The sequence below is a fragment of the Pseudoduganella sp. R-34 genome (assembly GCF_049904655.1).
Classification (GTDB): domain Bacteria; phylum Pseudomonadota; class Gammaproteobacteria; order Burkholderiales; family Burkholderiaceae_D; genus Rugamonas.
The window spans coordinates 664,828-686,424 of the sequence record NZ_CP184572.1 but is presented as its reverse complement, the minus strand read 5'-3'; the positions used below and the strand labels follow the sequence as shown (position 1 = coordinate 686,424).

Below are 21,597 nucleotides of genomic sequence, written 5' to 3'. Positions count from 1 at the left end.
CTTTACACGTACGGTACGCCCTTATAATTTTCCGTTGGGCTACACTAGTGATCCTATGGGACTGTTCTCCATTTTCAAAAAAGGCAAGGTTGACGAACGCGCCGTCGAAACAGACGATGCGGACGCTGCACGCCTGGCCGCGAACAGCGAACTGGAGCGTCAACGCGCGCAACAGTCGGACCTGCAACGCGAAATCGCCCGCGCCACCGCCATGAAGATCGATGCCATCGAGGCGGCGATGGCTGCGGACATCTTCAACGAACCGGAGCCGGCCTGGGCCCGCAAGCCGCGCACGCTGCAGCCAGCTGCCGCCGCTGCCGCCAATGATGGCGCCACCCTGCCCCTGCTGGACCAGTACACCACCGAACTGCTGGGCGACGAGGATATGCCGCTCGAAGCGGCGGCCGCCGAAAGCGCGCCGATCGTGGAAGAGATCGCGATCCTGTATTCCAACGGCCAGACCGAAGTGGCCGAACAGATGCTGCTGGGCAGCCTGCCCGACTCGGCGCAGGACCGCACTGTCTGGTGGATGCTGTTCGACCTCTACCAGGTACTGGGCCGCCAGGAATCGTTCGAGAACGTCTCGATCGACTACGCCAGCCAGTATGAAACCTCGCCGCCGTCCTGGGTCCCGCCCGCCAGCGCGGACAGCAAGGCCCCGGAAGTAACGCGCGGCTATTCCGGCGTGACCCCGACCCTGGGCCTGGCCGGCATCCTGAACGCTTCCGTCGCAGCCCAGCTGGAGCGGCTGGATGGCATGGACCAGAAGCAGCCGCTGCGCCTGGATTTCTCGCGCGTCAACGGCGTCGACCCGGAAGGCTGCGCCCTCCTGCTGGCGGCCCTGAAGAAGGTGCAGGCCGCTGATCGCGACCTGATCGTGGTCGGTGCCGCCGAGCTGGCGGAGCAGGTTCGCTGCATCCTGACCATCGGCAACCGCGATGGCGGAGAAGCGCCGTGGCTGCTCTACCTTGAACTGCTGCGCCTGCTGAACCAGGAAAAGGAATTCGAAGAAGCCTCGATGGATTACTGCGTCACCTTCGAGGTATCGCCACCGCCTTTCGTCGCGCCAAAGAAGGTTGCCAACGCACCACGCCAGGCCACGGCGGCCGCTTCCGACCGCTTCATGCTGCCGGCCGTGATCGAAGGCGACATCGGCACCCTGCTGACGGCCATCGACGCCTATGCCAGCGAAAACCAGGTGGTGGTCTTTGACTGCGGCCGCCTGGCGCGCATGGAATTCGGCGCCGCCAGCGCCCTGCAAAGCAAGGTGGCGGAACTGGCAGGCGCCAGCCGCCGGGTCGAGTTCCGCGACCTGAACCATCTGGTGGCAGCACTGATGCGCCTGCTGGGTTATGCTGATATAGCGCGGCTCTTCCCTCACAAGTACTGATCAGTTGAATTTTGGGGCTTCGGCCCCAAAGTACCGCGTTAATCCCCAACAAAGGTATTAACATGGAACAATTTCACGGCACTACCATCCTGTGCGTGCGTCGCGGCAACGATGTCGCGATCGGCGGCGATGGCCAGGTCACGCTTGGCAACATCGTCATGAAGGGCACGGCGCGCAAGGTGCGCAAGCTGTACCAGAACAAGGTCCTGTGCGGCTTTGCCGGCGGCACCGCCGACGCCTTCACCCTGCTCGACCGCTTCGAAGCCAAGCTGGAAAAACACCAGGGCAACCTGCTGCGCGCCTCGGTCGAGATGGCCAAGGACTGGCGCACCGACCGCGTCTTGCGCCGCCTGGAAGCCATGCTGCTGGTGGCCGACAAGGATTCCACCCTGGTGATCACCGGTAACGGCGACGTGCTGGAACCGGAAGGCGGCATCGGCGCCATCGGCTCCGGTGGCAGCTATGCCCAGTCGGCTGCCAAGGCCCTGATCGAGAACACCGACATGTCCCCAAGCGAAGTCGTGAAGAAGTCGCTCACCATTGCTGGCGAGCTGTGCATCTACACCAACCTGAACCACATTATCGAGACCCTGGACCCAGCATGAACATGACCCCTCAAGAAATCGTCGGCGAACTCGACAAGCATGTGGTCGGCCAGGGCAAGGCCAAGAAGGCCGTCGCCATCGCGCTGCGCAACCGCTGGCGCCGCCAGCAGGTGGAAGAACCGCTGCGCCATGAAATCACCCCGAAGAACATCCTGATGATCGGCCCGACCGGCGTCGGCAAGACCGAGATCGCACGCCGCCTGGCCAAGCTGGCCGACGCGCCGTTCATCAAGATCGAAGCCACCAAGTTCACCGAAGTCGGCTACGTGGGCCGCGACGTCGACACCATCATCCGCGACCTGATCGAGATCGGCGTGAAGCAGACCCGCCAATCGGAAATGGCCAAGGTGCGCGCCCGCGCCGAAGATGCGGCGGAAGACCGCATCCTCGACATCCTGTTGCCGCCGCCGCGCGACTTCGGCTTTGCCAATGCCTCGGCCGAGCCGCGCACCGACGACGCCACACGCCAGACTTTCCGCAAGCGCCTGCGCCAGGGCGAGCTCGACGACAAGGAAATCGAGATCGAACTGGCCGAGCAGAACCCGACCATGGAAATCATGGCGCCGCCGGGCATGGAGGAAATGACCGAGCAGATCAAGTCCATGTTCTCCGGCATGGGCGGCGGCCGCAAGAAGGCGCGCAAGGTCAAGATCAAGGAAGCCATGAAATTCCTGCTGGACGAGGAAGCGGCCAAGCTGGTCAACGAAGACGAGATGAAGAAGAAGGCGCTCGCCAACGTGGAGCAGAACGGCATCGTGTTCCTGGACGAGGTGGACAAGATCGCTTCGCGCTCGGAGGTGGGCGGCGCCGACGTCTCGCGCGCAGGCGTGCAGCGCGACCTGCTGCCGCTGGTGGAAGGCACCACGGTCAACACCAAGTACGGCATGGTGCGCACCGACCACATCCTGTTCATCGCTTCCGGCGCCTTCCACCTGGCAAAACCGTCGGACCTGATCCCCGAGCTGCAGGGCCGCTTCCCTATCCGCGTTGAGCTGGAGTCGTTGTCGATTGCGGACTTCGAGCGTATCCTGACCAGTACCGACGCCTGTCTGACCAAGCAATACCAGGCCTTGCTGGCGACCGAAGGCGTGCAGCTGGAATTCGCGCCGGACGGCATCAATCGCCTGGCGGAGATTGCCTTCCAGGTCAACGAGCGCACCGAGAACATCGGCGCACGCCGCCTGTACACGGTGATGGAAAAGCTGCTGGAAGAGATCTCCTACACGGCGACCGAAACCGGCGACAAGAACCTCACCATTGATGCAGCCTATGTGAACCAGCGGCTGGATGCGCTGGCCGTCAACGAAGACCTGTCACGCTACGTACTGTAATGGCTAACAAGCAACTGGCGACGCGGCAGAAGATGCGGATCCGCGTCGAGCCCTCGCAACACTTTGGCAAGCCCCGCAATCCGATTGCGGCGCTGGCCAAGGCGCGCGCCGCGGGGCCGCACGACAAGAACCGCACCACCGCCGACCGCCAGTCTGCCAAAAAGCTGATCGACAAGAAGCTGTCCGGCGCCGACGACGAATAGCGCCGCCTTTCCGCCAACCAGCGCCGGCAATTACAGTGCGCGATAAATCAACCTGCTGTTGACGCGTTTGGCCACGCCATGCTCGAAAGTGACGATGACCCGGATCTCGTCGTGAAATCCGATGCTGTCCGCACCTTTCCCGGCGTGGACGGCGACCAGCGTCTGCACCTTGCCGGCGGCAACCGGCTGGTAGTTCAAGCTGAACTTCTGAGCCTTCAAGTAATGCTCGACCGTTTCTTGCGATTGGCCCGCTGCGATATATTTTCTGGCAATTTCGGAAATGTCTGCGCTTGCTTCCTTATTTGTCGAGCGGAATTCTTTTACCTCATCGACAAACTCGGCTGCCATGGCGCTGCCCTGGCAAATGAAGATGAACACGGCGGCGGCCGCTAAAAGCCTGCTTTTCATAATAGAGTTCTTTTCCACACGAATATGATGGCTGGGGAGGCAGTTACCCCTGAGCAACCTAGTTTATCAAACAATATTGCTATAAGCCTATCGAATTCTCACCAGTGGGAGGCCGGCTTACCAGACCGGGCCAAGGAAGAGGTAGAGGGTTTCTTCGCCGCTGCGGGTGGCGCCGGCGCCAAGGAACAAGGGGCCGAAGCGGGTTTCCACCGACAGGAATGCACTTCCCGCCTGTTTCAGCGCGCGGCCGGTCGCGCTGGTCCCGCGGTCAAAGCCACCGCCGGTCTCGAGCGAGAAGCCGGCACGCATGGTGCCGCCGAACGCACTCGGCAACGCTGCGATGCGGCGCGCCAGCACCAGGCGGCCCAGCAAAATGGTTGGTTCCTGGATCGAATCGGTCGGCGTGCCAGACAGGCGCAGGAAGCCACCCAGGGTTACCGGCGAAGCGCCGGCTTGCGCCTTGGCCCACTCCGCCGATACATGGCCGGCCCAGTCGTTCCACTCGAAAGCCTGCAGCGCCGTCGCGCCCCAGTTGACGCCGCCCGTGCCCACGCTCTTGCCGCTGCCCGGCGTTTGCTCGCGGCCGATGGTGATCAGGGTGCCGCGTGTCGGGAAGGCCAGGGAGTCGAGCGTATCGACGCGGAAGCGGGCGAAAGTCTTGCTGTTGTACACGCGGTTCACGGGAACCGCAGGGTCTTGCGGGATCAGCGGACGCACCGAGTTGGCCTGGCGCGTGACGCCGACCGACAGTTCGCCCCAGTTGCCGAACTGCCGCCCCAGCGCAAATGACGCGGCGCGCGTGCTGTAGGCCACACGCGCCATGCGCCGCTCCTTCTGGAAGATATCGCCGGCAATCCTGCCAACTTGCGCCGACGGCATCACGAACCATTGCGAACCCGCGCCCAAGGGCTGCCACCACTGGATGCCGAGGCCGCGTTCATTGCCCAGGCGCCCCTCGGTGCGCAACTCGCCGCCCCAGCTATTGAGCGCGGAGAGCACGTGCATCACCTTGATGGCGAAATTGTTCGAGTCGCGGAAGTCGCTGGCCAGCTCGAGGCCGACGCGCATGCGGCTGCGCGCCCATTCGGCTTCCGTGGCGCGGATGGTGACAGTGCGTTCGCCATCCATGTCGTCGATATCGGTTTCCACGCGCGCCATGTCGCCGCGGCCGTACAACGCAACGGCGGCCTGGCGCACCTGCTCGCGCGTGGTCGGCTGGCCGATCACCAGGCCGGACTGCTTTTCCAGCACTTCGGGATTCACTTCGCGCGCACCCTGGACCTGTACCTTGGCCAGCTTGACGGGACGATCCGAGTCGGCCGGCGTCGCCAGGCGCAAGCTTTCCATACTGACGTACTCGCGTTCCGGCAGCGCCAGCGCAGCCAGGCGCGGCTCCAGCTCGCGCGCAGCCGCTTCGCCGGCGGCCATGGCTTTCTCCCAGGTGGAGAAATCGAGGAAAGTGATGCCATCCAGCTTGGGGGCGATCAGGATATCGTCCTTGCGCAACTCGCTGAGCGAGCGCTGCACGTTCTGTTCGGTCAGGATCTGCAGCATCTGGTTGGCGACGCCCAGCGCGCTGCCCAATTCCTTTTCCGGCGCCAGCGTGGTGCCAACGTTGACCGCGATGACGATGTCGGCGCCCATGGCACGCGCCATGTCGACCGGCAGGTTGCGAACCAGGCCGCCATCGACCACCAGGTGGTCCTTGATGCGCACCGGCGCGAACACGCCCGGCACGGCCAGCGAGGCGCGGATGGTCTGGAACAACGGCGTGTTGTCGAGCACGACCAGTTCGCCGGTCAGCAGGTCGGAGGCGACCGAGCGGAACGGCAGCGGCAACTGGCTGACCGGCAGGTCGCGCGTGCCGCGCGGCAGCAGGCGTTGCAGGGCCATTTCCAGCGCGGCATTGCTGGCGGCGCCGGGCGGGCCCAGCACGCCGTGGCGCGTGATGCCGAATTCGATGCGCGACGGGATCTGGATGTCTTCGTCGCGGCGGCGGAAATGCAGCTCGTCACGTGCGGGGCGGTCGGCTACCACGCTGTCCCAGTCGGTGGTGGCGGCCATGGTTTCCAGGTCTTTCAGGGAGGCGCCGGCGGCCCAGGCGCCGCCGATCACGCTGCCCATCGAGGTGCCGACCACGATGTCGACCGGGATGCGCATTTGTTGCAGGGCGCGCAGGACGCCGACGTGGGCGAAGCCGCGGGCGCCGCCGCCGCTTAATACTAGGGCAACGCGAGGGCGGCGTGAAACCGGCACCCCTGTGTCAGACCCACTGGGTCCGACACCTGCCAGCGACTGCCGCGTGTCAGGGGTCTGCCCCATGGGCCTGACCCCGCTTTCCGGGTTTTCGGCTGCGCAGGCAAGGCCCGTGCATAAAGCTAGGACAAATATTAAGCGCTTCATCGCGCTTGCGGCGCTCCACCGGTCGGTTGCGCCGACATGGTTGGCGGCTGCGCCGGCGCCATCTGCACTGGCGGCGGCGCCATTGGCGTGGCCGGCTGCGGCAGGGGGACTGGCGGAGGCTCCTGCGGCCCGCCCATGCCAACCGGCCCGACGATGCCACCGGTCGAACTCACACCCTGGTCGCTCATCAGGTCAAGGCGCTTCTGCACGCCGCCTTCCATCAGGATCACATGACGCGGCTGCACTTCCTTCACGCTGACACCAGGCGACACCTCGGAACCGACCGGGAAAGCCTTGGCCGGCTGCCCGTCAGCCGAAATGATCGCCACGCTTCCGTGGCCACGCGTATCGGCCACCACACCGCGCAACTGGTAGTTGCTCACCACAGCCACCGCGGTGTTCCCGCCAAACAGCCCGCGCGCCGCGTCCATGTTCGCTTCCGGCATCTGGGCCACCGGCACCGCCGCAATCGGGCGCTGCTTGGGCTTGAACAGCTGCATGCCCCAATAGGCCAGCGAGGCAGACAGCACCGCGACGGCGGCCACACTGCAGATCAAAGGCAAACGTTTCAATTCAATTCTCCAGGTTCAGCGCACGAGCTGGTTGATTTCGATGATCGGCATCAGCACGGCCAGCACGATCAGCAGCACCACCACGCCCATCGCCAGGATCAGCATCGGTTCCAGCAGGCCGGCGATGGTCAGCGTGCGGCGCTCCAGGTCCGATTCCTGTGCGCTGGCGGCGCGGTCCAGCATGGCGGGCAGTTCGCCGGTGATTTCGCCGGCACGGATCATGTGGATCAGCATCGGCGGGAAGTGTTTTTGCGCCGACAGCGAACGCGCCAGGCTGGCGCCCTCGCGCACCGAATCGCTGGCCTGCTCGACCAGCTGGCGCATGGCCACGTTGGATAGTGTGTCGCGGCTGGTTTCCAGTGCGCGCAGGATAGGCACGCCCGAGCCGGTGGTGATCGCCAGCGTGCTGGCGAAGCGCGAGGTGTTCAGGCTGCGTTCGAACTTGCCGTACAGCGGCGCCGTCAGGAGCCAGGTGTGCCAGCGCAGCTTGATGTCGGGGTTCTGCAGCATGCGCCGCACCACGAAACCGCCAGCAATCAGGATGCCCAGCACGGCAAAGCCATAGCTGCGCACGAAGTCCGAAATCGCCAGCATGATCACGGTCAGCAACGGCAGCTTCTGCTTGGTATTGGCAAACACCGACACGATCTGCGGCACCACATAGGTGAGCAGGAAGATCACGATCAGGAAGGCCACCACGGTCACGATGGCCGGGTAGGTAAAGGCCAGCTTGACCTTCTGCACCAGCGCGTTGCGGCGTTCGATGTAATCGGCAAGGCGCGACAGCACGCGCGACAACTGGCCGATCTGCTCGCCCGAGGCCACCAGCGCGCGGTAAATTTCCTGGAAGTCGCGCGGATGGCGCGACAGCACGTCCGACAGCGAAGAGCCGCCCATGACTTCCGAGCGGATCGAGGCCACCAGGTCGCGCACATACGGGCGCTCGGCCTGCTCCAGCAACGCGGTGAAGGCTTGCTCCAGCGGCAGGCCCGCTTCCAGCAGGCTGGCCAGCTGGCGCGTGAACAGCGCCAGTTCGGTGGTGCTGAGCTTTTCGCCGAAGCCGCGGCGCGACGCGGCGCCGCTGGCGTCCACTTGCGCCGCAATGGCGTCGACCTTGATCGGCACCAGGCCCTGCGAACGCAGGTCGGCGCGCGCGGATCGGGCGCTGTCGGCGTTGACCACGCCCTTCTTGCTGGCGCCTGCCGCATCGACGGCTTCATAACGGAAGGCCGGCATCGCTTAGTCCTTCGTCACGCGCAGCAATTCAGCCGGCGTGGTGACGCCCTGCTGCAGCCAGCGCTCGCCGTCTTCACGCATGGTGATCATGCCGCCTTGCTGCTGCGCGGTGGCGCGGATCTCCGCTTCCGAGGTGCGGTCGTGGATCTGGGCGCGGATATGTTCGTCCGTCTGCAGCAGCTCGTAGATGCCAACGCGGCCCTGGTAGCCGGTATTGCCGCAATGTTCGCAGCCCACGGCTTTCCATTGCGTGCCGTCGAATGTCTTGCAGCTCGGGCACAGCTTGCGCACCAGGCGCTGCGCCAGCACGCCAAGCAGGGAGGACGACAGCAGGAAGGGCTCGATGCCCATGTCCAGCAAACGGGTCACGGCGGCAGCGGCGTCGTTGGTGTGCAGGGTCGCCAGCACCAGGTGGCCGGTGAGCGATGCCTGCACCGCGATCTGCGCGGTTTCCAGGTCGCGGATCTCGCCGATCATGATCACGTCCGGGTCCTGGCGCAGGATGGCGCGCAGGGCCTTGGCAAAAGTCATGTCGATGCGCGCGTTGACCTGGGTCTGGCCCACGCCGTGCAGGTCGTATTCGACCGGGTCTTCCACCGTCATGATGTTGGTGGAGGTGTTGTTCAGCATGGACAGCGCGGCGTACAGCGTGGTGGTCTTGCCGGAGCCGGTCGGGCCGGTGACCAGCACGATACCGTGCGGCTGGTTGATCAGGCTGTTGAACTGCCCCATCATCTTTTCGCTCATGCCGAGGTGGGACAGGTCGAGGCGGCCCGCTTCCTTGTCCAGCAGGCGCAGCACGGCGCGTTCGCCGTGGCCGGTCGGCAGCGTGGAGACGCGCACGTCCACCGGCTTGCCGCCCACGCGCAAGGTGATGCGGCCGTCCTGCGGCAAGCGCTTTTCGGCGATGTCCAGCTGCGCCATGATCTTGATGCGCGAGATCAGCGAGCCGTGGATCGCCTTGCGCGGACGCACGATGTCGCGCAGCGCGCCATCGACGCGGAAGCGCACCACCGAGGTCTGTTCGAATGGCTCGATGTGGATGTCCGAGGCGCCGTCGCGCAGGGCTTGCGTCAGCAGGGCATTGATCATGCGGATCACCGGCGCGTCATCGGACGATTCCAGCAAGTCTTCGATGGCCGGCACGTCCTGCAGCAGCTTGGTCAGGTCCAGGTCGGCGTCGAATTCCTCCGCCACCTGCGAGGCGTCGCCGCTGGCGCTGGCGTAGGCGGTGGCAATCGCCGCCTCCAGGTCGGCGCGCGACAGGTGCTTGAGGTTGATGCGGCCAAAGCGGCGCGATACTTCCGCAATCGCCGACGCAGGCGTGGCGGCCGACATCATCACATCGACCGCGTGCTCGGCTTCGGCGCTGGGCTGGGCCAGCACCAGGAAGTCGCGCGCAAAGGCATAGGGCAGGAGGTTGGTCATTGCTCGCTTTTACTGTTGCTGTTGCTTCTGTTCAGGCACGGTGTGCGGCGCCGGCGGAATCGGGCGCACCATCTGGCCGCCTCCATTCGGCTCGCCGTTCACCAGTTGCGGCAGGGTTGGACGACCCAGGTCTTGCACCACCATGCTCGGTTCTGGCTTCGACGCTTCTTGCGAGGCGCGGATAAAGTCATAGCGGTCGGCCGTCAGGCTCGTTTGCTGCTCGCGGTTGCGCACCACTACAGGGCGCAGGAACACCATCAGGTTGGTTTTCTTGCGTTGGCGCTTCTGGTATTTGAACAGGTTGCCGATCAAAGGAATGTCGCCCAGGCCCGGAACTTTCTCCACGCCTTCACTGGTGTCGTCCTGGATCAAGCCGCCGAGGACCAGCACCTGACCGTCGTCAGCCAGGATATTGGTCTCGATCACGCGGTTTTTCAGGATCAGGCCGCTGCTCGAAGGAACGCTATTGTCGATGCTCGAACTTTCGTTGTAGATCGCCAGCTTGATGGTGCCGCCTTCGGAAATCTGCGGGCGCACTTTCAGGGTAATGCCGATGTCCTTGCGATCCACGGTCTGGAACGGGTTATTGTTAGTGCCCGAAGTGGTGGTGAACGAACCGGTCACGATCGGCACGTTCTGGCCTACCTTAATGGTCGCCACTTCATTATCAAGCGTGATCATGTTCGGCGTTGACAGGATATTGCTGTCGCCGTCCGAGCCAAGGGCATGGGCAATCGCGCCCAGTCCCAACTTGCCGTTGGCGAGCTGCTTGAACACGCCCAGAGTCAGGCCAGCGCCTGGTGGAGTCAGCTTCGTGATGTCTGTGGTGTTGGCGATGTTATTCAGATTAATGATGTTGTTGCCCGAATCGGTCGCGAACGAGGTGCCGCCGCCGACTCGGTAGGTGCTGCCGGAGTTGCCGCTCAGGCCCGCCCACTGCACGCCGAATTCGGACAGCTTTTCAGCGTTCACTTCAACGATCATCGACTCGATGTAGACCTGTGCACGGCGCACGTCGAGCTGGTCGATCACGGCGCGCAAGTTGCGGTACACGGCTTCCGGCGCGGTGATGATCAGGGTGTTGGTGGTGGCGTCGGCCTGGATATAGCCTGCCGAACCGCCGGCGCCGGACGACTGCGAGCCGCTGCGGCTGCCGCTTTGCAGCGCAGGATTGCTCGGGCCGTTCTGGCCGCTGCCCGATTGCGAGGAAGAACCGAGGCCCGACTGGCCCATCTGGCTGTTGCCGCTGCCGGCGCCGCCCAGCGAAGACAGGCTGCCGCTATTGCTGCCGGACTGGCTGCTGCCGCCGTCGCCCGACACCACGGAGCGCAGGGTTTCCGCCAGCTTGGTCGCTTCGGCGTTTTTCAGGTAGACCACATGCACATTGCCGGCTTGCGCGGTCGGCTGGTCCAGTTTCGAGATCAGGGACTTGGCCAGGTTGGCGCGTGCGGCCGAAGGCGCGCGCACCACCAGCGAGTTGGTGCGTGGGTCCGGCACTAGGGTGACGCGGCCGGAGTCGCCGCCGGCGCCCGGTTCCATCAGCTTGTTGATCATGGCGGCCAGGTCGCTGGCGATGGCGTAGCGCACCGGCACCACGTCCAGGTCGGCCGACGACGGCGCATCGAGCGAGGCCACGATCTTGGCCAGGCGCCTCAGGTTGTCCGAGTAGTCGGTGATCACCAGGGTGTTGTTGCCCGGGTTGGCGTTGATGGTGTTGTTGGGCGTGATCAGGGGGCGCAGCACGGTCACCAGGTTGGCCGAGTTCTCGTGGTTCAGGTGGAATACCTGGGTCACGATCTGGTCGCCCTGCGGGCTTTTCTGGCCGCCGATCACGGTCGGCGAAGCCTGCAGCTTGGCTTCCGCTTCCGGCACCACCTTGGCGTAGCCGTCGCCGCTGACGATGGCATAGCCTTGCAGGCGCAGCGCGGAGGCCAGCAGCTGGAAGGCTTGCGACTTGGTGATGGATTTTTCCGAGACCAGGGTCAGCGTGCCTTTGACGCGGGGGTCGATCAGGAAGGTGATGTTGGTGTAGTGGCCGACGGCCTTGATCACCGATTCGATGTCGGCGCCGACAAAATTCAGCGCGGCTTCGTCATTGGGCTGAGCCCAGGCCGGCACCGGAGCGGCGGCGGGCGCCAGCGCACAGCACAGCAGCGCGGCAGCGCTCAGGCGGCGCAGCGCCGGGAAGGGGGTTGGGCTTGCAGTGTGTGTTTTCATTATCGGAACTCTAGTGCAATGACGTTTTTAACGCTGTTTGGCTTACGCTGGCCCAGCATGCTTAACAAGCCGCCAAGCTGGTCTTCAAATCCTGTTGCTGCTTCCGCCTGGCCGGAAAACTCCAGGCGGCCTTGCGCAAACTTTCCCGCACCGCTTAACAGCAGCGGGCCGCGCTGCGAATTCAACGCCAGCGCGGCTTGCTGGCCCTTCCAGTCGAAGGCCAGCTGGTAGCTGCCCAGGGGCTTCACCGGCGTCAGGCGCGACGACATGTCCTGCATTTCCAGCGTGGTGCGCCCGTTCAGCGACACCGCCTGCCCTTCGCGCGCCAGGTGCAGCGAAGTCCAGGACAATTTCATGCGGCCGCTTGGTGCCAGCGTATTCAATGGCGCGCCCAGCCCCGCCAGGCCGTCGGCCGGCAGCATCAGGGCCGCCGGGCTCACGTCCCAGCTGTTCCAGCCGCCGCGCAGCGTGACCGGCTGCGTCAGGGCGTCCGGATTTTGCAGTTCCATGTCGACGCTGCCGAACAGCACCAGCGGCGACAGGCGCCAGCTGAAGCGTCCCGGCAGCAGCGGCGTGACCGCGCCATCCTTGCTGGCGGCGCCGCCGATGAAGGCCGAGCCGCGCCACAGCGTACCCTGCGCATCGCCCAGGGTCAAACGGCCGCCGCTCTGGCTTTCCACCATTTGCCCCATCCAGCTCGCGGGCAGGAACACCAGCACCGTCAGGCCTGCGCTGAGCACTATGGCCAGCAACCACAAGACTGCGCGCTTCATTGCGGGGAAGACTCCTGGCGCAGGGTCAGGTTGGCGTCCACCTGGCCAGCCGGTCCTTGCTGCGTCATGCTGCCTTCCTGCACCACCACGCGCTGTTCGCGCCGCATCGCATCGAGCCAGGTCACCAGGCCGGCAAACGGCACGCCCTTGAATTCCACTTTAATGTAATCGCCCGTAACTGCCAGGTTTTGCGTGGCCAGGCCGGCCGCTTGCAGCCGCGCCGCCACACCGTCCTTGCTCAGGGGCTGCGGCTGCACCGGCGGCTGGGCCGCCAACTGGGTGGCCTCGCCGGCCAGCGCCTGCAGCTCCGCCACCTGCTGGTTCAGTTGCGGCAGCTCCTTCTGCAGCTTGGCGCGGCCGCTCAGCGCCGGATCGATCAGCACGCCCCACACCAGGCCAAGGGCGAGCACGATGCCGCCGACGGCCAGCATGCGCTGTTCCTGCTCGGTGCGTGCGGCCCACCAGGCGTCGGCAGCGGCGCGGTAGCCGTTCATGGCGTCGTTCAGTTTTGCCATTATTTGCCCCCCGCCTTCACCAGCCACACGCCAGGACCGCTTTCGGTGGCGCTCATCTTGCGCTGGGCCAACGCGGCCTGTACCTGCGCCAGCGCGTTGGCGTCGACGCTGTTCGGCTTGAACTTGACCGTCATGCTGCGTTCCTTGTACTCGATGCCTGCCACCGCCTCGCGATTGGGCAGCACGGCCAGCGCTTCGCCCAGCACCGCGCTCATATTGGTGAATTCATCAGGCGTGCCGCCGCCGCTGCTGGCGCGCGCCACGGCGATATTGCGGCGCATTTGCGCCGCCGGGTCGCCGGTGACCGGCTGGTTCGGATAAGCCGCGCGGAACACCTGCACCATGTTCTGCCTGACGGCGTCTGCTTCGCGCTTGAGGCGCATCCATTCCCAGTTCATGCCGACGATATTGACCAGCACAGCCGCGACGGCGATGCGGTACGGCCATTTCCAGCGCGCCCAGGCGCGGGCGGTGGCGCCGCTGACGGCGCCCAGGCCGGCAGCCAGGTCGAACGGCACCGCTTTCGCCGCCGCGATGCGGTGCGCCCAGTTGTCTTCTTCAACCGTGATGCCCGGCACATTGGCTGCCGCAGCGGCATATTCCGCGCGCTGGGCCGACGCCACGTACAGCGTGACCGGGGCTTCGCCGGCCAGGGCGCGCAGGGTGTGCAGCGCAGGTTCGGGGGCATTGGGCAGGGTCAGGCCCAGGCCTTCGTTGGGCGCGGTGCGCAGGGTCAGCTCCAGGCCCGCATCGTCCACGCCGAGGGCCGCCGACACGCTGCCCGGCGCCAGCGGCAGGCTCAGTTGCACCGGCAGCGCCGCCACGCCATGCGCGCCTTGCGCCACCAGTGCCTTGACCAGCACTTCCAGCCAGGCACGGTTGGCCACGGCCACCACGCGCTCGTCGCTGTCGCCGCTGGCGGGGGCCAGGGCCAGCACGCAGTCGGCTGGGTCGCCCAGGACCTGTTCTTCCACCAGGTTGGGCAGGGCGGCCTTCAGCCGGGCGCCCGACAGCGGCGGCATCTTGACCTTCAGCAGCGAGACATCGGCGGCAGCCAGCAGCAGCACCACGCGACGCGCCGAGGACACCAGCTCGCCGAGGTTGCCCAGCGCGCCGGCGCCCTGCTGCATCACGTTGCCGCCGTCGCCCACCAGCGCGAACTGGCAGCTTGCCGGCACGCCGTTGTCGGCGGCTGCGGCGCGGGCCGGATACCGAATGTAGAGTGTTGTCAAAGCTGGCCTTCCCTGTTCCTTAAATTTCCCGTATCCACACCACCTGGGTGCCGTTCTGGTCGCGATGGATCAACGACCACGACACCAGCTCCGCCCGATCCAGCTTCACCCGGCTCATCACCAGGAAGTAGTCGCTGCGGCAGTCCATGTCGCTGTCCTGCAGCAGCGGCGCCTTGCCGGCGTTCTGCTTGAAGTTGCTGACGTTGAGGAAGGGAGCGCGCTTGCGCGCCACCACCAGGTTCTGCCCCTCCGACACCGAACCGTTGATCAGAGCCGCCAGCACTTCCGCCGGCGCCGTGTTGACGTTGATCGGCGTCGCCGCCGGCAGGACGACGACAAAATCGCGCAGCCTGTCGATGGCTTTCTGGTCAAATCCCGACACCGACAGCAAATCCTCGGCCCGCAGCATCTTCATCGGCTGCCCGCTGCCCGGCGCTACAGCCTCGACGTCCGGCGTCGGCGTGCCGCCGGGTGGCTGCTGCAGCAGGCCGGCGCCCTCGCTGCGCGCCACCTGGGTCGCCACCACCTTGGCCAGCGCAGGGTCAAGCTGCAGGACTTGCAGCAGCCGCGCAAATACCGCCACCTGTTTCTTGTTGATGCCGCCGGCGCCAGTCGTGCTGGCCAGATTCGCAAGATTGTAGCGCGATTGTGCGTCGTAATTCTGTCCGGAAATGGTCGCGTCGAAAGTTTCGCCCTCGATCTTTTCTCGCTTGACGAAGTCGTCGAGCCGGGTTTCCGCCAGCGGCGTGGCCCACAGGCCGTCGGCGCGCGTCATGGTACGGCTATCGAGCATGTCCTGGCGCAGGATAAGCCTCGCCAGATCAAGGCCGGAACGCACGATCCAGCGCGTCTGGGAATGCAGGCGCTGGTTCTCGATCGAGCGCACCTGCACCTGCTGCTGCCAGAACAGGCTGGCCACGATCGTCACGGCCAGGGTGGTTAACAGTAGCGCCGTAACAACAGCTACGCCGCGCTGGCGGGACTGGAAGCGTCGTTTCATACGGACCCCAGCTGGAAAACCTTGACCAGGGGCGCCGGCTGGCCCTGGATCTGCAGCGAGATTTCAAGCCCCGTCGGGCCTTCGGCCTTTGGCCCGGCCCTCGGGTTGATGTCCTTGCACTTGTTCGGGTCGGGATCGGCGCATTTCACGCCATCGGCAGGCGAAGCCGTGGAATTGTTCGGCTGGCGCCAGCCGCCGCCCTCCCATACCCGGAATTCCATGCTGGCGACGCCGCTTTGCAGGCCGACCGGCGACTGCGGCCCCGATTGTTCCAGCGCGGCCTTCCACAGGGCGTCCAGCTCGATCAGGTCGCGCGCGCCGCGCGACTCGGTGCGCGACAGCAAGCCCTCGCGGATGGTGTAGCTGACCACCTGCAGCTGCGAAGCGGCATTCTCGACCATCACGGTGCGCACGAAGACCAGGCGGTTGCTCTCGGCCAGCAGATTCTGGCGCTCGCGCAGCAGGGGCTTGTCGGCAATCTGTTCCAGGTCGCTTTGCATCTGGGCGAAGGTGAGTTGGGTGCCGCGTGTCTGCTCCATGTTCTGCGTGAGCTGTTCGCGCGAGCGCACAATGCCATCGAGCCCGCGCCATCCCAGCACGGCGACAATGGCCAGCACGGTGATCGCCACCAGCAGTTCGATCAGGGTAAAGCCGCGCGCGTTCTTCATTCCTGCAGCACCAGTTGGTTCAACGACGTGATGCGCCGTTCCGGCGCGCTGGCTTCATAGACGCTCACTTCGATGCGGCGCATGCGCGGATTCGGCAGCGTGAACACCACTTCTTCACAAATGAAATTGAAATCGGCTTGCGGACACTCGAAGGTGGTTTTCCCTGGCGCCGGCCATACCTTGGCCAGGCGCACCTGCACCATGCGGTTTTCCGCCGACCAGATGGCCATCATGTTGGTGCGCAGTCCTTCGCTGTTCTGGGTCAGGCTGCCCATGGCGCGCAAGGCGGCGCCCAGCGCGGTGCAGACGATCAGCAGCGCCACCAGAACTTCCAGCAGGGTAAAGCCTTTTTGCCGCATTCTTCAGTCCACCGTGAAATGGCCGACGCCGTCGGCACGGATGATGGCGCGCAAATCGCCGCTGGCCATGGTCAGCGTGAATGGGCGGTCTACCGGTTCGCGGCCAAAGACGATGCGCATGGTGCCGGGCACATTGGTCGGCGGGTCCAGCAGCAGCGTGATCGGGGTGAACTGGAATGGGCGTTCGCGCAGCAGGTCGTCCTGCGGCAGCGTTTCCCAGGTCTTGTCGTTACGCACCAGGAAGCGGTAACTGTCCTGCCCCGCTTCGAAGGCGATCGGCCGGTTGCGCACGATGGCTTCGTCGCGCGCCAGCTGCATCAGGAGCGCGATGCGCTGCGCTTCCTTTTGCATGGCTTGCGCCTGGGACGGCGCGACATTCATCACGGTCAGGCCGAGCGTGATGCCGATGATGACCAGCACCACCAGCAGCTCGATCAGCGTGAACCCCGCCGAGTGCGCTGCCGAACGCTTAGATTTCCCAGGAACCGATATCTGCATCGTCGCCGCTGCCGCCTGGCTGGCCGTCGGCGCCATAGGAGAACACATCGATTTCACCTTTTACGCCCGGGGACAGGAACTGGTACGGATTGCCCCAAGGGTCCTTCGGCATTTTTTCCAGGTACGGCGCTTTCCAGCCATTGGCGGCAGGGCCGGCGGTCGGCTTGGCCATCAGGGCCTGCAGGCCCTGCTCGGTAGTCGGGTAGCGCTGGTTATCCAGCTTGTACATCTTCAGCGCCTGCATGATGGTGGAGATTTCGACCTTGGCGGCGGCAGTCTTGGACTGGCCCACGCGGTCCAGCACCTTAGGCAGCACCAGTGCCGCCAGCACGCCCATGATCACAACGACAACCATGATTTCGATCAGCGTGAAGCCGCCGGAGCGGCGTTTGCTTGGTTTTTGCATAAGATTCATTAGAAATTAAACTGGCAGTATAAGTGATTCAATCGTGCTTGCGGCCAATTGCGCCAGCGCGGCGCAACAGGCCGTCGTTCGAACCCGCTATATTGGCAGGTACAGCTTCCAACGGCTGCAACCCCGGCAAATCTCGGACGAAAGGCTTGATGCCGAGCGCCTCGTCCACTTCCTTAGGATAGATCACCTGGCCGCGCGTGATGACGGCGGATACCTTGCGCAAGTCTTCGATATTCCTGGTCGGGTCGCCGTCGACCAGCACCAGGTCGGCCAGCTTGCCGGTTTCGATGCTGCCGCGGTCGGCGCTGGTGCGGGTGTAGCGGGCGCCGTTGCGGGTCGCGATCTGGATCGCTTCGGCCGGGGTCAGGCCGGCTTTCACCAATAGGGCCAGTTCCGAATGCAGGGTGAAGCCTGCCAGGTCGTCGGTGCCAGCCACGATCGGCACGCCGGCCTTGTGCAGGGTGCCGACGAATTGCACCATCTTGGCGAAAGACTTCTCGTAGCGCGCCTGGGTGGCGGCATCAGGGATCTTCATGGTGCCGACGTGGAAGCCGCGCGCCACGTCGGGCGGCATATTGCCTTCCACTGCCGCCCATGGCTCGTTGACGTCGCCATCCTTCTGCTTCAGGAAAGCGAAGGTCGCCAGGGTCGGGTCGATCACGATCTGCTTTTTCTTCAGGGTCGCGACAAAGTCCTTCACTTCCTTCGAATTGAAGTCCAGGCCGGCCACTTTTTCAGCCGGCAGGTAGAAGCGTTCCAGGCTGCGCGTTTCCACGCCCGGCTTGAACAGGAAGTTCAGCATGACCTGGTTGATGTGCTGCAGCTCGTCGTAGCCGGCGTCCAGCGCCTGCTGGGCGCGCAGGCCGGCCGGCACGTGGCCGGAGACGCGCATGCCGCGCGAGTGGGCGTAAGCCACGGTGTCCTTCAGGATCTCTTTCGGGAAGGAGTTGTAGATCTTGAGCTGCGGATAGCCATGCTCGGCGTACCAGTCGATGGCGCGCTTGGACTGCTCCAGCGTTTTCACCACGAAGCCGCCATTGGACGAATACGGGCTTTCACCTTCCAGGAAGCCGGCCGGCACGATCTGCGGCGCCAGCAGCTTGCCGTCGGAAGTCTCGTCGATCATCATCTGCAGCTGGGCGTTGTCGTTGCCCATGTCGCGCAGCGTGGTTACGCCGGCGGCCACGTGCAGCGCGCCTTCCCAGCGGCCGATGTGGCCGTGCATGTCGAACAGGCCTGGCAGCATGATGCGGCCGGCGGCATCGATCTCGTTGACGGCGCCGCGCACCGGCGAGCCGGCCGGCATGATGGCGGCGATGCGTCCGCGCAGCACGTACACGTCGGACGGCGCGCCGACGGTGGCCTTGTTGCTGTCGAAGATGCGGGCGTTCTTCACCACGGTCAGGCCTTGCAGCGGGTGCTGCAGCTTGGCCGCCAGGTCTTTCAGCATGTTTGCTTCGGCGCTTTTCTGGCGCTCGGCCAGGACCTTGCCGTTGTCCTGCCAGCCTTCGATGGCGAACACATAGGTGCCAGGCTCGATGACGGCGAACAGGGAAGGATTGGCGCCCTTGGTGATCCACAGGAATTTGGGGCTCAGGCCAAGGCCGGTCTGTGCCACCAGCTGCACCTGCTGCGACTGGCCCTTGGGACCGGCAACCTGCACTTCATCGAGCACGACCTGCTTCAGGGTGCCCGATGGCAGCAGCGGGATGGTGCCATCCGGCGTCCTGGCCAGCGCGGCGATTGCACGCGAATCGACTTCGAAGCTGCCGTTCAGCGCTACATAGACGGCCGGGCCGCGCACATCCTTCGCGCCCTGTTCGGTGGTGGACTTCCACTGCGCCTTGTCGCCGTTTCGTTCGAAGACCTCGTCCACCACGGCGCCAAAGGTCGAATTGCCCTTGACGTGGTATTGCGACATGGTGCCGTCCGGCGCCAGGCGGAATTCCTCCGTCAGTTCGGGGCCGCGGCCGTTGTCCTTGTAAATGTAGCGAACCTTGGTCAGGCCGTCGTCGTGGTTTTCCACCACCTGCTCGCCCATCTGCTTGCCGTTGTTCTCGGAAATGATGACGTAGCGCGTGGTTTGCGTGACGGCTGCCTGTGCGCTGAACGCGCTTGCAATCGCCAGCGCCAGGACGGCGGAAACTCGCTTCATTGATGGATCTCCTGTTTATTGATGTTGTGTCCCGCACACAGGACAGGCTTCGTTGCGGGTGATGCTAATGCTGTTCCACTCCATGCGCAATCCATCCAGCAGCAACAGGCGGCCTGAGAGCGACTCGCCAATGCCCATCACCAGCTTGAGCGCTTCGGCAGCCTGCATGGCGCCGACCACGCCCACCAGCGGCGCGAACACGCCCATGGTGGAGCAGGCCACGTCCTCGAACGGCTGGTCTTGAGGGAACAGGCAGGAGTAGCAAGGCCCCGCCACCCGCGTATCGAACACGCTGACCTGGCCATCGAAGCGGATCACGGCGCCCGACACCAGCGGCACGCGATGCGCCACGCAGGCGCGGTTGACGGCATGGCGGGTCTTGAAATTGTCGGTGCAATCGAGCACCACGTCGTGTTGCGCCACCAGCGCCGCCAGGCGCGCGTCGTCGACGCGTTCGACCAGGGCGTTCACCTGGCATTCGGGGTTGATGGCATTCAGCGTGGCGCGCGCCGATTCGGCCTTGGGCTGGCCGACACGCTCGGTGGTGTGGGCGATCTGGCGCTGCAGGTTGGTCAGGTCGACGCTGTCATGGTCGACGATGGTCAGCTGGCCGATGCCGGCCGAGGCCAGGTAGAGCGAAGCCGGCGAGCCGAGGCCGCCCGCGCCGATCACCAGCGCCCTGCCCTGCAACATCGCCTGCTGCCCCTCGATGCCGATTTCATCGAGGAGGATATGGCGCGAATAACGCAGCAGCTGCTGGTCGTTCATTTACTTGGCAGCCAGCTCAGGCCTGGATGTCTTGACCGGCAAGCCCTTGAAGTGGCGCAGCGCCTGTTCCAGCTGGAAGTCGTCCTTGCCGCCGAACTCGAAAGGCTTCTGCTTTTTCGCAGCGGCCAGCAGGCGCTGTGCTTCTTCCAGTTCGTCGCGGCGGATCCGGCCTTCCTTGTCTTCTTCGCCGTCGCCGTTGGCCAAGTGCTTCTGCAGGTCGGCTTCGCGCAGGCGCAGGCTGTTGATGGCGTCGCCTTCCGCCGTTTCATCGACCAGCACGTCCGGCACGATGCCCTTGGCCTGGATGCCGCGGCCGTTCGGCGTGAAGTAGCGCGCCGTAGTCAGCTTGACGGCCGAATCGGCGGTGATCTGGCGCAGCGTCTGCACCGAGCCTTTGCCGAAGGTCTGGCTGCCCATCACGATGGCGCGCTTGTAATCCTGCAGGGCGCCGGCGACGATTTCGGAAGCGGAGGCGGAGCCGCCGTTGACCAGCACCACCATCGGCACCGTCTTCAGCGCGGCTGGCAGCTTGGCCAGCGGATCGCCGCCGCTGCGGGTGGCATAATTCTCGGAAGTGGCGTGGAAAGCCTGCTTGGAATCGGCCAACTGGCCGTCGGTGGACACCACCAGCGCATCCTTCGGCAGGAAGGCAGCCGACACGCCGACCGCGCCCTGCACCACGCCGCCCGGGTCGTTGCGCAGGTCCAGCACCAGGCCCTTGATGTTCGGATTCCTGGCATACAGGGCGCCGAGTTTCTTCGCCATGTCTTCCACCGTCGGCTCCTGGAATTGCGAGATGCGCAGCCAGGCATAGTCCGGCTCCACCATCTTCACCTTGACGCTCTGCACGCGGATCTCCTCGCGTACGATGGGGATCAGCAGCGGCTTGTCTTCATCCTTGCGCGCCACCGTCAGCACCACCTTGGTGCGCGGTTCGCCGCGCATCTTCTTGATGGCGTCGTCCAGCGGCAGGCCTTTCAGCGGTTCGTTATCGAGGCGCGTAATCAGGTCGCCCGCCTTGATGCCGGCGCGCCAGGCCGGCGAATCCTCGATCGGCGCCACCACCTTGATGTAGCCGTCCTCCACCCCGACTTCGATGCCGATGCCGACAAACTTGCCGTGGATGGATTCGCGCATTTCCTTGAATGCGGCCTTATCGAGATAGGTGGAATGCGGATCGAGCGAGGAAACCATGCCGGCGATGGCGTCCTGCAGCAGCTTCTTGTCGTCGACCTGTTCGACGTAGTCGGATTTGATCAGGCTGAAAACTTCGGACAGGGTGCGCAGTTCTTCCAGCGGCAAGGGCGTGGAAGCCTTTTGCGCAAGGGCGGAAAACTGCATCGAGACGGCGATGCCAGCCACCATACCAAGGCCGACCAGGCCCAGACTCTTCGTTTTGTTGCCCATTGATTGCTTTCCGC

The 21,597-nt window shown here is 64.8% G+C and carries 21 protein-coding genes; 4 read left to right on the top strand and 17 right to left on the bottom strand.

The genetic code is table 11. The features are described from left to right. The first annotated feature begins 55 nt into the window (after window positions 1–55). The 4 genes from ACN9MW_RS03280 (at window position 56) to ACN9MW_RS03265 (ending at window position 3,529) form a co-directional block, all read left to right on the top strand. Complete coding sequence (locus ACN9MW_RS03280; RefSeq protein ID WP_426167543.1) at window positions 56–1,390, top strand: STAS domain-containing protein; 1,335 nt, start codon at window positions 56–58, stop codon at window positions 1,388–1,390. A gap of 62 nt (window positions 1,391–1,452) precedes the next feature. Then, window positions 1,453–1,995 carry an ATP-dependent protease subunit HslV gene (gene hslV / locus ACN9MW_RS03275; protein WP_426167541.1) on the top strand — a complete coding sequence of 181 codons (543 nt, stop codon included), beginning with the start codon at window positions 1,453–1,455 and terminating at the stop codon, window positions 1,993–1,995. Further along, window positions 1,992–3,326 (top strand): ATP-dependent protease ATPase subunit HslU, encoded by a 1,335-nt coding sequence (gene hslU, locus ACN9MW_RS03270; RefSeq protein WP_426167539.1) that lies wholly within the window; start codon window positions 1,992–1,994, stop codon window positions 3,324–3,326. Before hslV ends, hslU begins: the two co-directional genes overlap by 4 nt. Next, entirely contained in the window at window positions 3,326–3,529 is a 204-nt protein-coding gene (locus ACN9MW_RS03265) for a hypothetical protein (RefSeq protein ID WP_426167537.1), read from the top strand. The genes hslU and ACN9MW_RS03265 overlap by 1 nt, the downstream gene beginning before the upstream one ends. A gap of 30 nt (window positions 3,530–3,559) precedes the next feature. Here the strand turns inward: ACN9MW_RS03265 and ACN9MW_RS03260 are convergent, their stop codons facing one another. The 17 genes from ACN9MW_RS03260 to ACN9MW_RS03180 form a co-directional block, all read right to left on the bottom strand. Further along, window positions 3,560–3,937, bottom strand: coding sequence for a hypothetical protein (locus ACN9MW_RS03260; RefSeq protein WP_426167535.1), 378 nt, complete (start codon window positions 3,935–3,937; stop codon window positions 3,560–3,562). Between the two features lie 117 nt (window positions 3,938–4,054). Continuing rightward, entirely contained in the window at window positions 4,055–6,259 is a 2,205-nt protein-coding gene (locus ACN9MW_RS03255; RefSeq protein WP_426167533.1) for a patatin-like phospholipase family protein, read from the bottom strand. A 77-nt stretch (window positions 6,260–6,336) separates the two neighbouring features. Next, window positions 6,337–6,912: a type II secretion system protein N gene (locus ACN9MW_RS03250; RefSeq protein ID WP_426167531.1), complete on the bottom strand. Its 576-nt coding sequence runs from the start codon at window positions 6,910–6,912 to the stop codon at window positions 6,337–6,339. 15 nt (window positions 6,913–6,927) lie between these two features. Further along, the gene (gene gspF / locus ACN9MW_RS03245) at window positions 6,928–8,148 is read right to left on the bottom strand and encodes a type II secretion system inner membrane protein GspF (protein WP_426167529.1); all 1,221 of its coding nucleotides are present in this window, start codon (window positions 8,146–8,148) and stop codon (window positions 6,928–6,930) included. A 3-nt stretch (window positions 8,149–8,151) separates the two neighbouring features. Then, on the bottom strand, window positions 8,152–9,576 hold the full coding sequence (gene gspE, locus ACN9MW_RS03240) for a type II secretion system ATPase GspE (protein ID WP_426167527.1): 1,425 nt from the start codon (window positions 9,574–9,576) through the stop codon (window positions 8,152–8,154). A gap of 9 nt (window positions 9,577–9,585) precedes the next feature. After that, the gene (gene gspD / locus ACN9MW_RS03235; protein ID WP_426167525.1) at window positions 9,586–11,793 is read right to left on the bottom strand and encodes a type II secretion system secretin GspD; all 2,208 of its coding nucleotides are present in this window, start codon (window positions 11,791–11,793) and stop codon (window positions 9,586–9,588) included. Next, entirely contained in the window at window positions 11,793–12,566 is a 774-nt protein-coding gene (locus tag ACN9MW_RS03230) for a type II secretion system protein N (protein WP_426167523.1), read from the bottom strand. Before ACN9MW_RS03230 ends, gspD begins: the two co-directional genes overlap by 1 nt. Then, complete coding sequence (gspM, locus tag ACN9MW_RS03225; RefSeq protein WP_426167521.1) at window positions 12,563–13,081, bottom strand: type II secretion system protein GspM; 519 nt, start codon at window positions 13,079–13,081, stop codon at window positions 12,563–12,565. Before gspM ends, ACN9MW_RS03230 begins: the two co-directional genes overlap by 4 nt. Continuing rightward, complete coding sequence (gspL, locus tag ACN9MW_RS03220; RefSeq protein WP_426167519.1) at window positions 13,081–14,313, bottom strand: type II secretion system protein GspL; 1,233 nt, start codon at window positions 14,311–14,313, stop codon at window positions 13,081–13,083. The genes gspM and gspL overlap by 1 nt, the downstream gene beginning before the upstream one ends. A gap of 19 nt (window positions 14,314–14,332) precedes the next feature. After that, window positions 14,333–15,313 carry a type II secretion system minor pseudopilin GspK gene (gene gspK / locus ACN9MW_RS03215; RefSeq protein ID WP_426167517.1) on the bottom strand — a complete coding sequence of 327 codons (981 nt, stop codon included), beginning with the start codon at window positions 15,311–15,313 and terminating at the stop codon, window positions 14,333–14,335. Beyond that, window positions 15,310–15,981 carry a PulJ/GspJ family protein gene (locus ACN9MW_RS03210; RefSeq protein WP_426167515.1) on the bottom strand — a complete coding sequence of 224 codons (672 nt, stop codon included), beginning with the start codon at window positions 15,979–15,981 and terminating at the stop codon, window positions 15,310–15,312. The genes gspK and ACN9MW_RS03210 overlap by 4 nt, the downstream gene beginning before the upstream one ends. Continuing rightward, a complete protein-coding gene (gene gspI, locus ACN9MW_RS03205) occupies window positions 15,978–16,340 on the bottom strand; it encodes a type II secretion system minor pseudopilin GspI (protein ID WP_426167513.1) in 363 nt (120 codons plus the stop codon). The genes ACN9MW_RS03210 and gspI overlap by 4 nt, the downstream gene beginning before the upstream one ends. Window positions 16,341–16,343: 3 nt before the next feature. Further along, window positions 16,344–16,838, bottom strand: coding sequence for a GspH/FimT family pseudopilin (locus ACN9MW_RS03200; RefSeq protein ID WP_426172107.1), 495 nt, complete (start codon window positions 16,836–16,838; stop codon window positions 16,344–16,346). Further along, a complete protein-coding gene (gene gspG / locus ACN9MW_RS03195; protein ID WP_426167511.1) occupies window positions 16,810–17,244 on the bottom strand; it encodes a type II secretion system major pseudopilin GspG in 435 nt (144 codons plus the stop codon). The genes ACN9MW_RS03200 and gspG overlap by 29 nt, the downstream gene beginning before the upstream one ends. A gap of 37 nt (window positions 17,245–17,281) precedes the next feature. Further along, a complete protein-coding gene (locus ACN9MW_RS03190; protein ID WP_426167509.1) occupies window positions 17,282–19,408 on the bottom strand; it encodes an amidohydrolase family protein in 2,127 nt (708 codons plus the stop codon). A gap of 15 nt (window positions 19,409–19,423) precedes the next feature. Then, the gene (locus ACN9MW_RS03185) at window positions 19,424–20,176 is read right to left on the bottom strand and encodes a HesA/MoeB/ThiF family protein (protein WP_426167507.1); all 753 of its coding nucleotides are present in this window, start codon (window positions 20,174–20,176) and stop codon (window positions 19,424–19,426) included. Next, the gene (locus ACN9MW_RS03180) at window positions 20,177–21,583 is read right to left on the bottom strand and encodes a S41 family peptidase (RefSeq protein WP_426167505.1); all 1,407 of its coding nucleotides are present in this window, start codon (window positions 21,581–21,583) and stop codon (window positions 20,177–20,179) included. It lies immediately after the preceding gene. Window positions 21,584–21,597: the final 14 nt, after the last annotated feature.

What these genes read in the sequence shown, in the direction of transcription:
- ACN9MW_RS03255 (WP_426167533.1), bottom strand. Translation starts at nt 6,259, where the DNA reads ATGGGGCAGACCCCTGACACGCGGCAGTCGCTGGCAGGTGTCGGACCC.
- gspK (WP_426167517.1), bottom strand. Translation starts at nt 15,313, where the DNA reads ATGAAACGACGCTTCCAGTCCCGCCAGCGCGGCGTAGCTGTTGTTACG.
- ACN9MW_RS03230 (WP_426167523.1), bottom strand. Translation starts at nt 12,566, where the DNA reads ATGAAGCGCGCAGTCTTGTGGTTGCTGGCCATAGTGCTCAGCGCAGGC.
- gspG (WP_426167511.1), bottom strand. Translation starts at nt 17,244, where the DNA reads ATGCAAAAACCAAGCAAACGCCGCTCCGGCGGCTTCACGCTGATCGAA.
- hslU (WP_426167539.1), top strand. Translation starts at nt 1,992, where the DNA reads ATGAACATGACCCCTCAAGAAATCGTCGGCGAACTCGACAAGCATGTG.
- hslV (WP_426167541.1), top strand. Translation starts at nt 1,453, where the DNA reads ATGGAACAATTTCACGGCACTACCATCCTGTGCGTGCGTCGCGGCAAC.
- ACN9MW_RS03265 (WP_426167537.1), top strand. Translation starts at nt 3,326, where the DNA reads ATGGCTAACAAGCAACTGGCGACGCGGCAGAAGATGCGGATCCGCGTC.
- ACN9MW_RS03180 (WP_426167505.1), bottom strand. Translation starts at nt 21,583, where the DNA reads ATGGGCAACAAAACGAAGAGTCTGGGCCTGGTCGGCCTTGGTATGGTG.
- ACN9MW_RS03190 (WP_426167509.1), bottom strand. Translation starts at nt 19,408, where the DNA reads ATGAAGCGAGTTTCCGCCGTCCTGGCGCTGGCGATTGCAAGCGCGTTC.
- gspD (WP_426167525.1), bottom strand. Translation starts at nt 11,793, where the DNA reads ATGAAAACACACACTGCAAGCCCAACCCCCTTCCCGGCGCTGCGCCGC.
- gspE (WP_426167527.1), bottom strand. Translation starts at nt 9,576, where the DNA reads ATGACCAACCTCCTGCCCTATGCCTTTGCGCGCGACTTCCTGGTGCTG.
- gspM (WP_426167521.1), bottom strand. Translation starts at nt 13,081, where the DNA reads ATGGCAAAACTGAACGACGCCATGAACGGCTACCGCGCCGCTGCCGAC.
- gspI (WP_426167513.1), bottom strand. Translation starts at nt 16,340, where the DNA reads ATGCGGCAAAAAGGCTTTACCCTGCTGGAAGTTCTGGTGGCGCTGCTG.
- ACN9MW_RS03280 (WP_426167543.1), top strand. Translation starts at nt 56, where the DNA reads ATGGGACTGTTCTCCATTTTCAAAAAAGGCAAGGTTGACGAACGCGCC.
- ACN9MW_RS03210 (WP_426167515.1), bottom strand. Translation starts at nt 15,981, where the DNA reads ATGAAGAACGCGCGCGGCTTTACCCTGATCGAACTGCTGGTGGCGATC.
- ACN9MW_RS03200 (WP_426172107.1), bottom strand. Translation starts at nt 16,838, where the DNA reads ATGCAGATATCGGTTCCTGGGAAATCTAAGCGTTCGGCAGCGCACTCG.
- ACN9MW_RS03260 (WP_426167535.1), bottom strand. Translation starts at nt 3,937, where the DNA reads ATGAAAAGCAGGCTTTTAGCGGCCGCCGCCGTGTTCATCTTCATTTGC.
- ACN9MW_RS03185 (WP_426167507.1), bottom strand. Translation starts at nt 20,176, where the DNA reads ATGAACGACCAGCAGCTGCTGCGTTATTCGCGCCATATCCTCCTCGAT.
- gspF (WP_426167529.1), bottom strand. Translation starts at nt 8,148, where the DNA reads ATGCCGGCCTTCCGTTATGAAGCCGTCGATGCGGCAGGCGCCAGCAAG.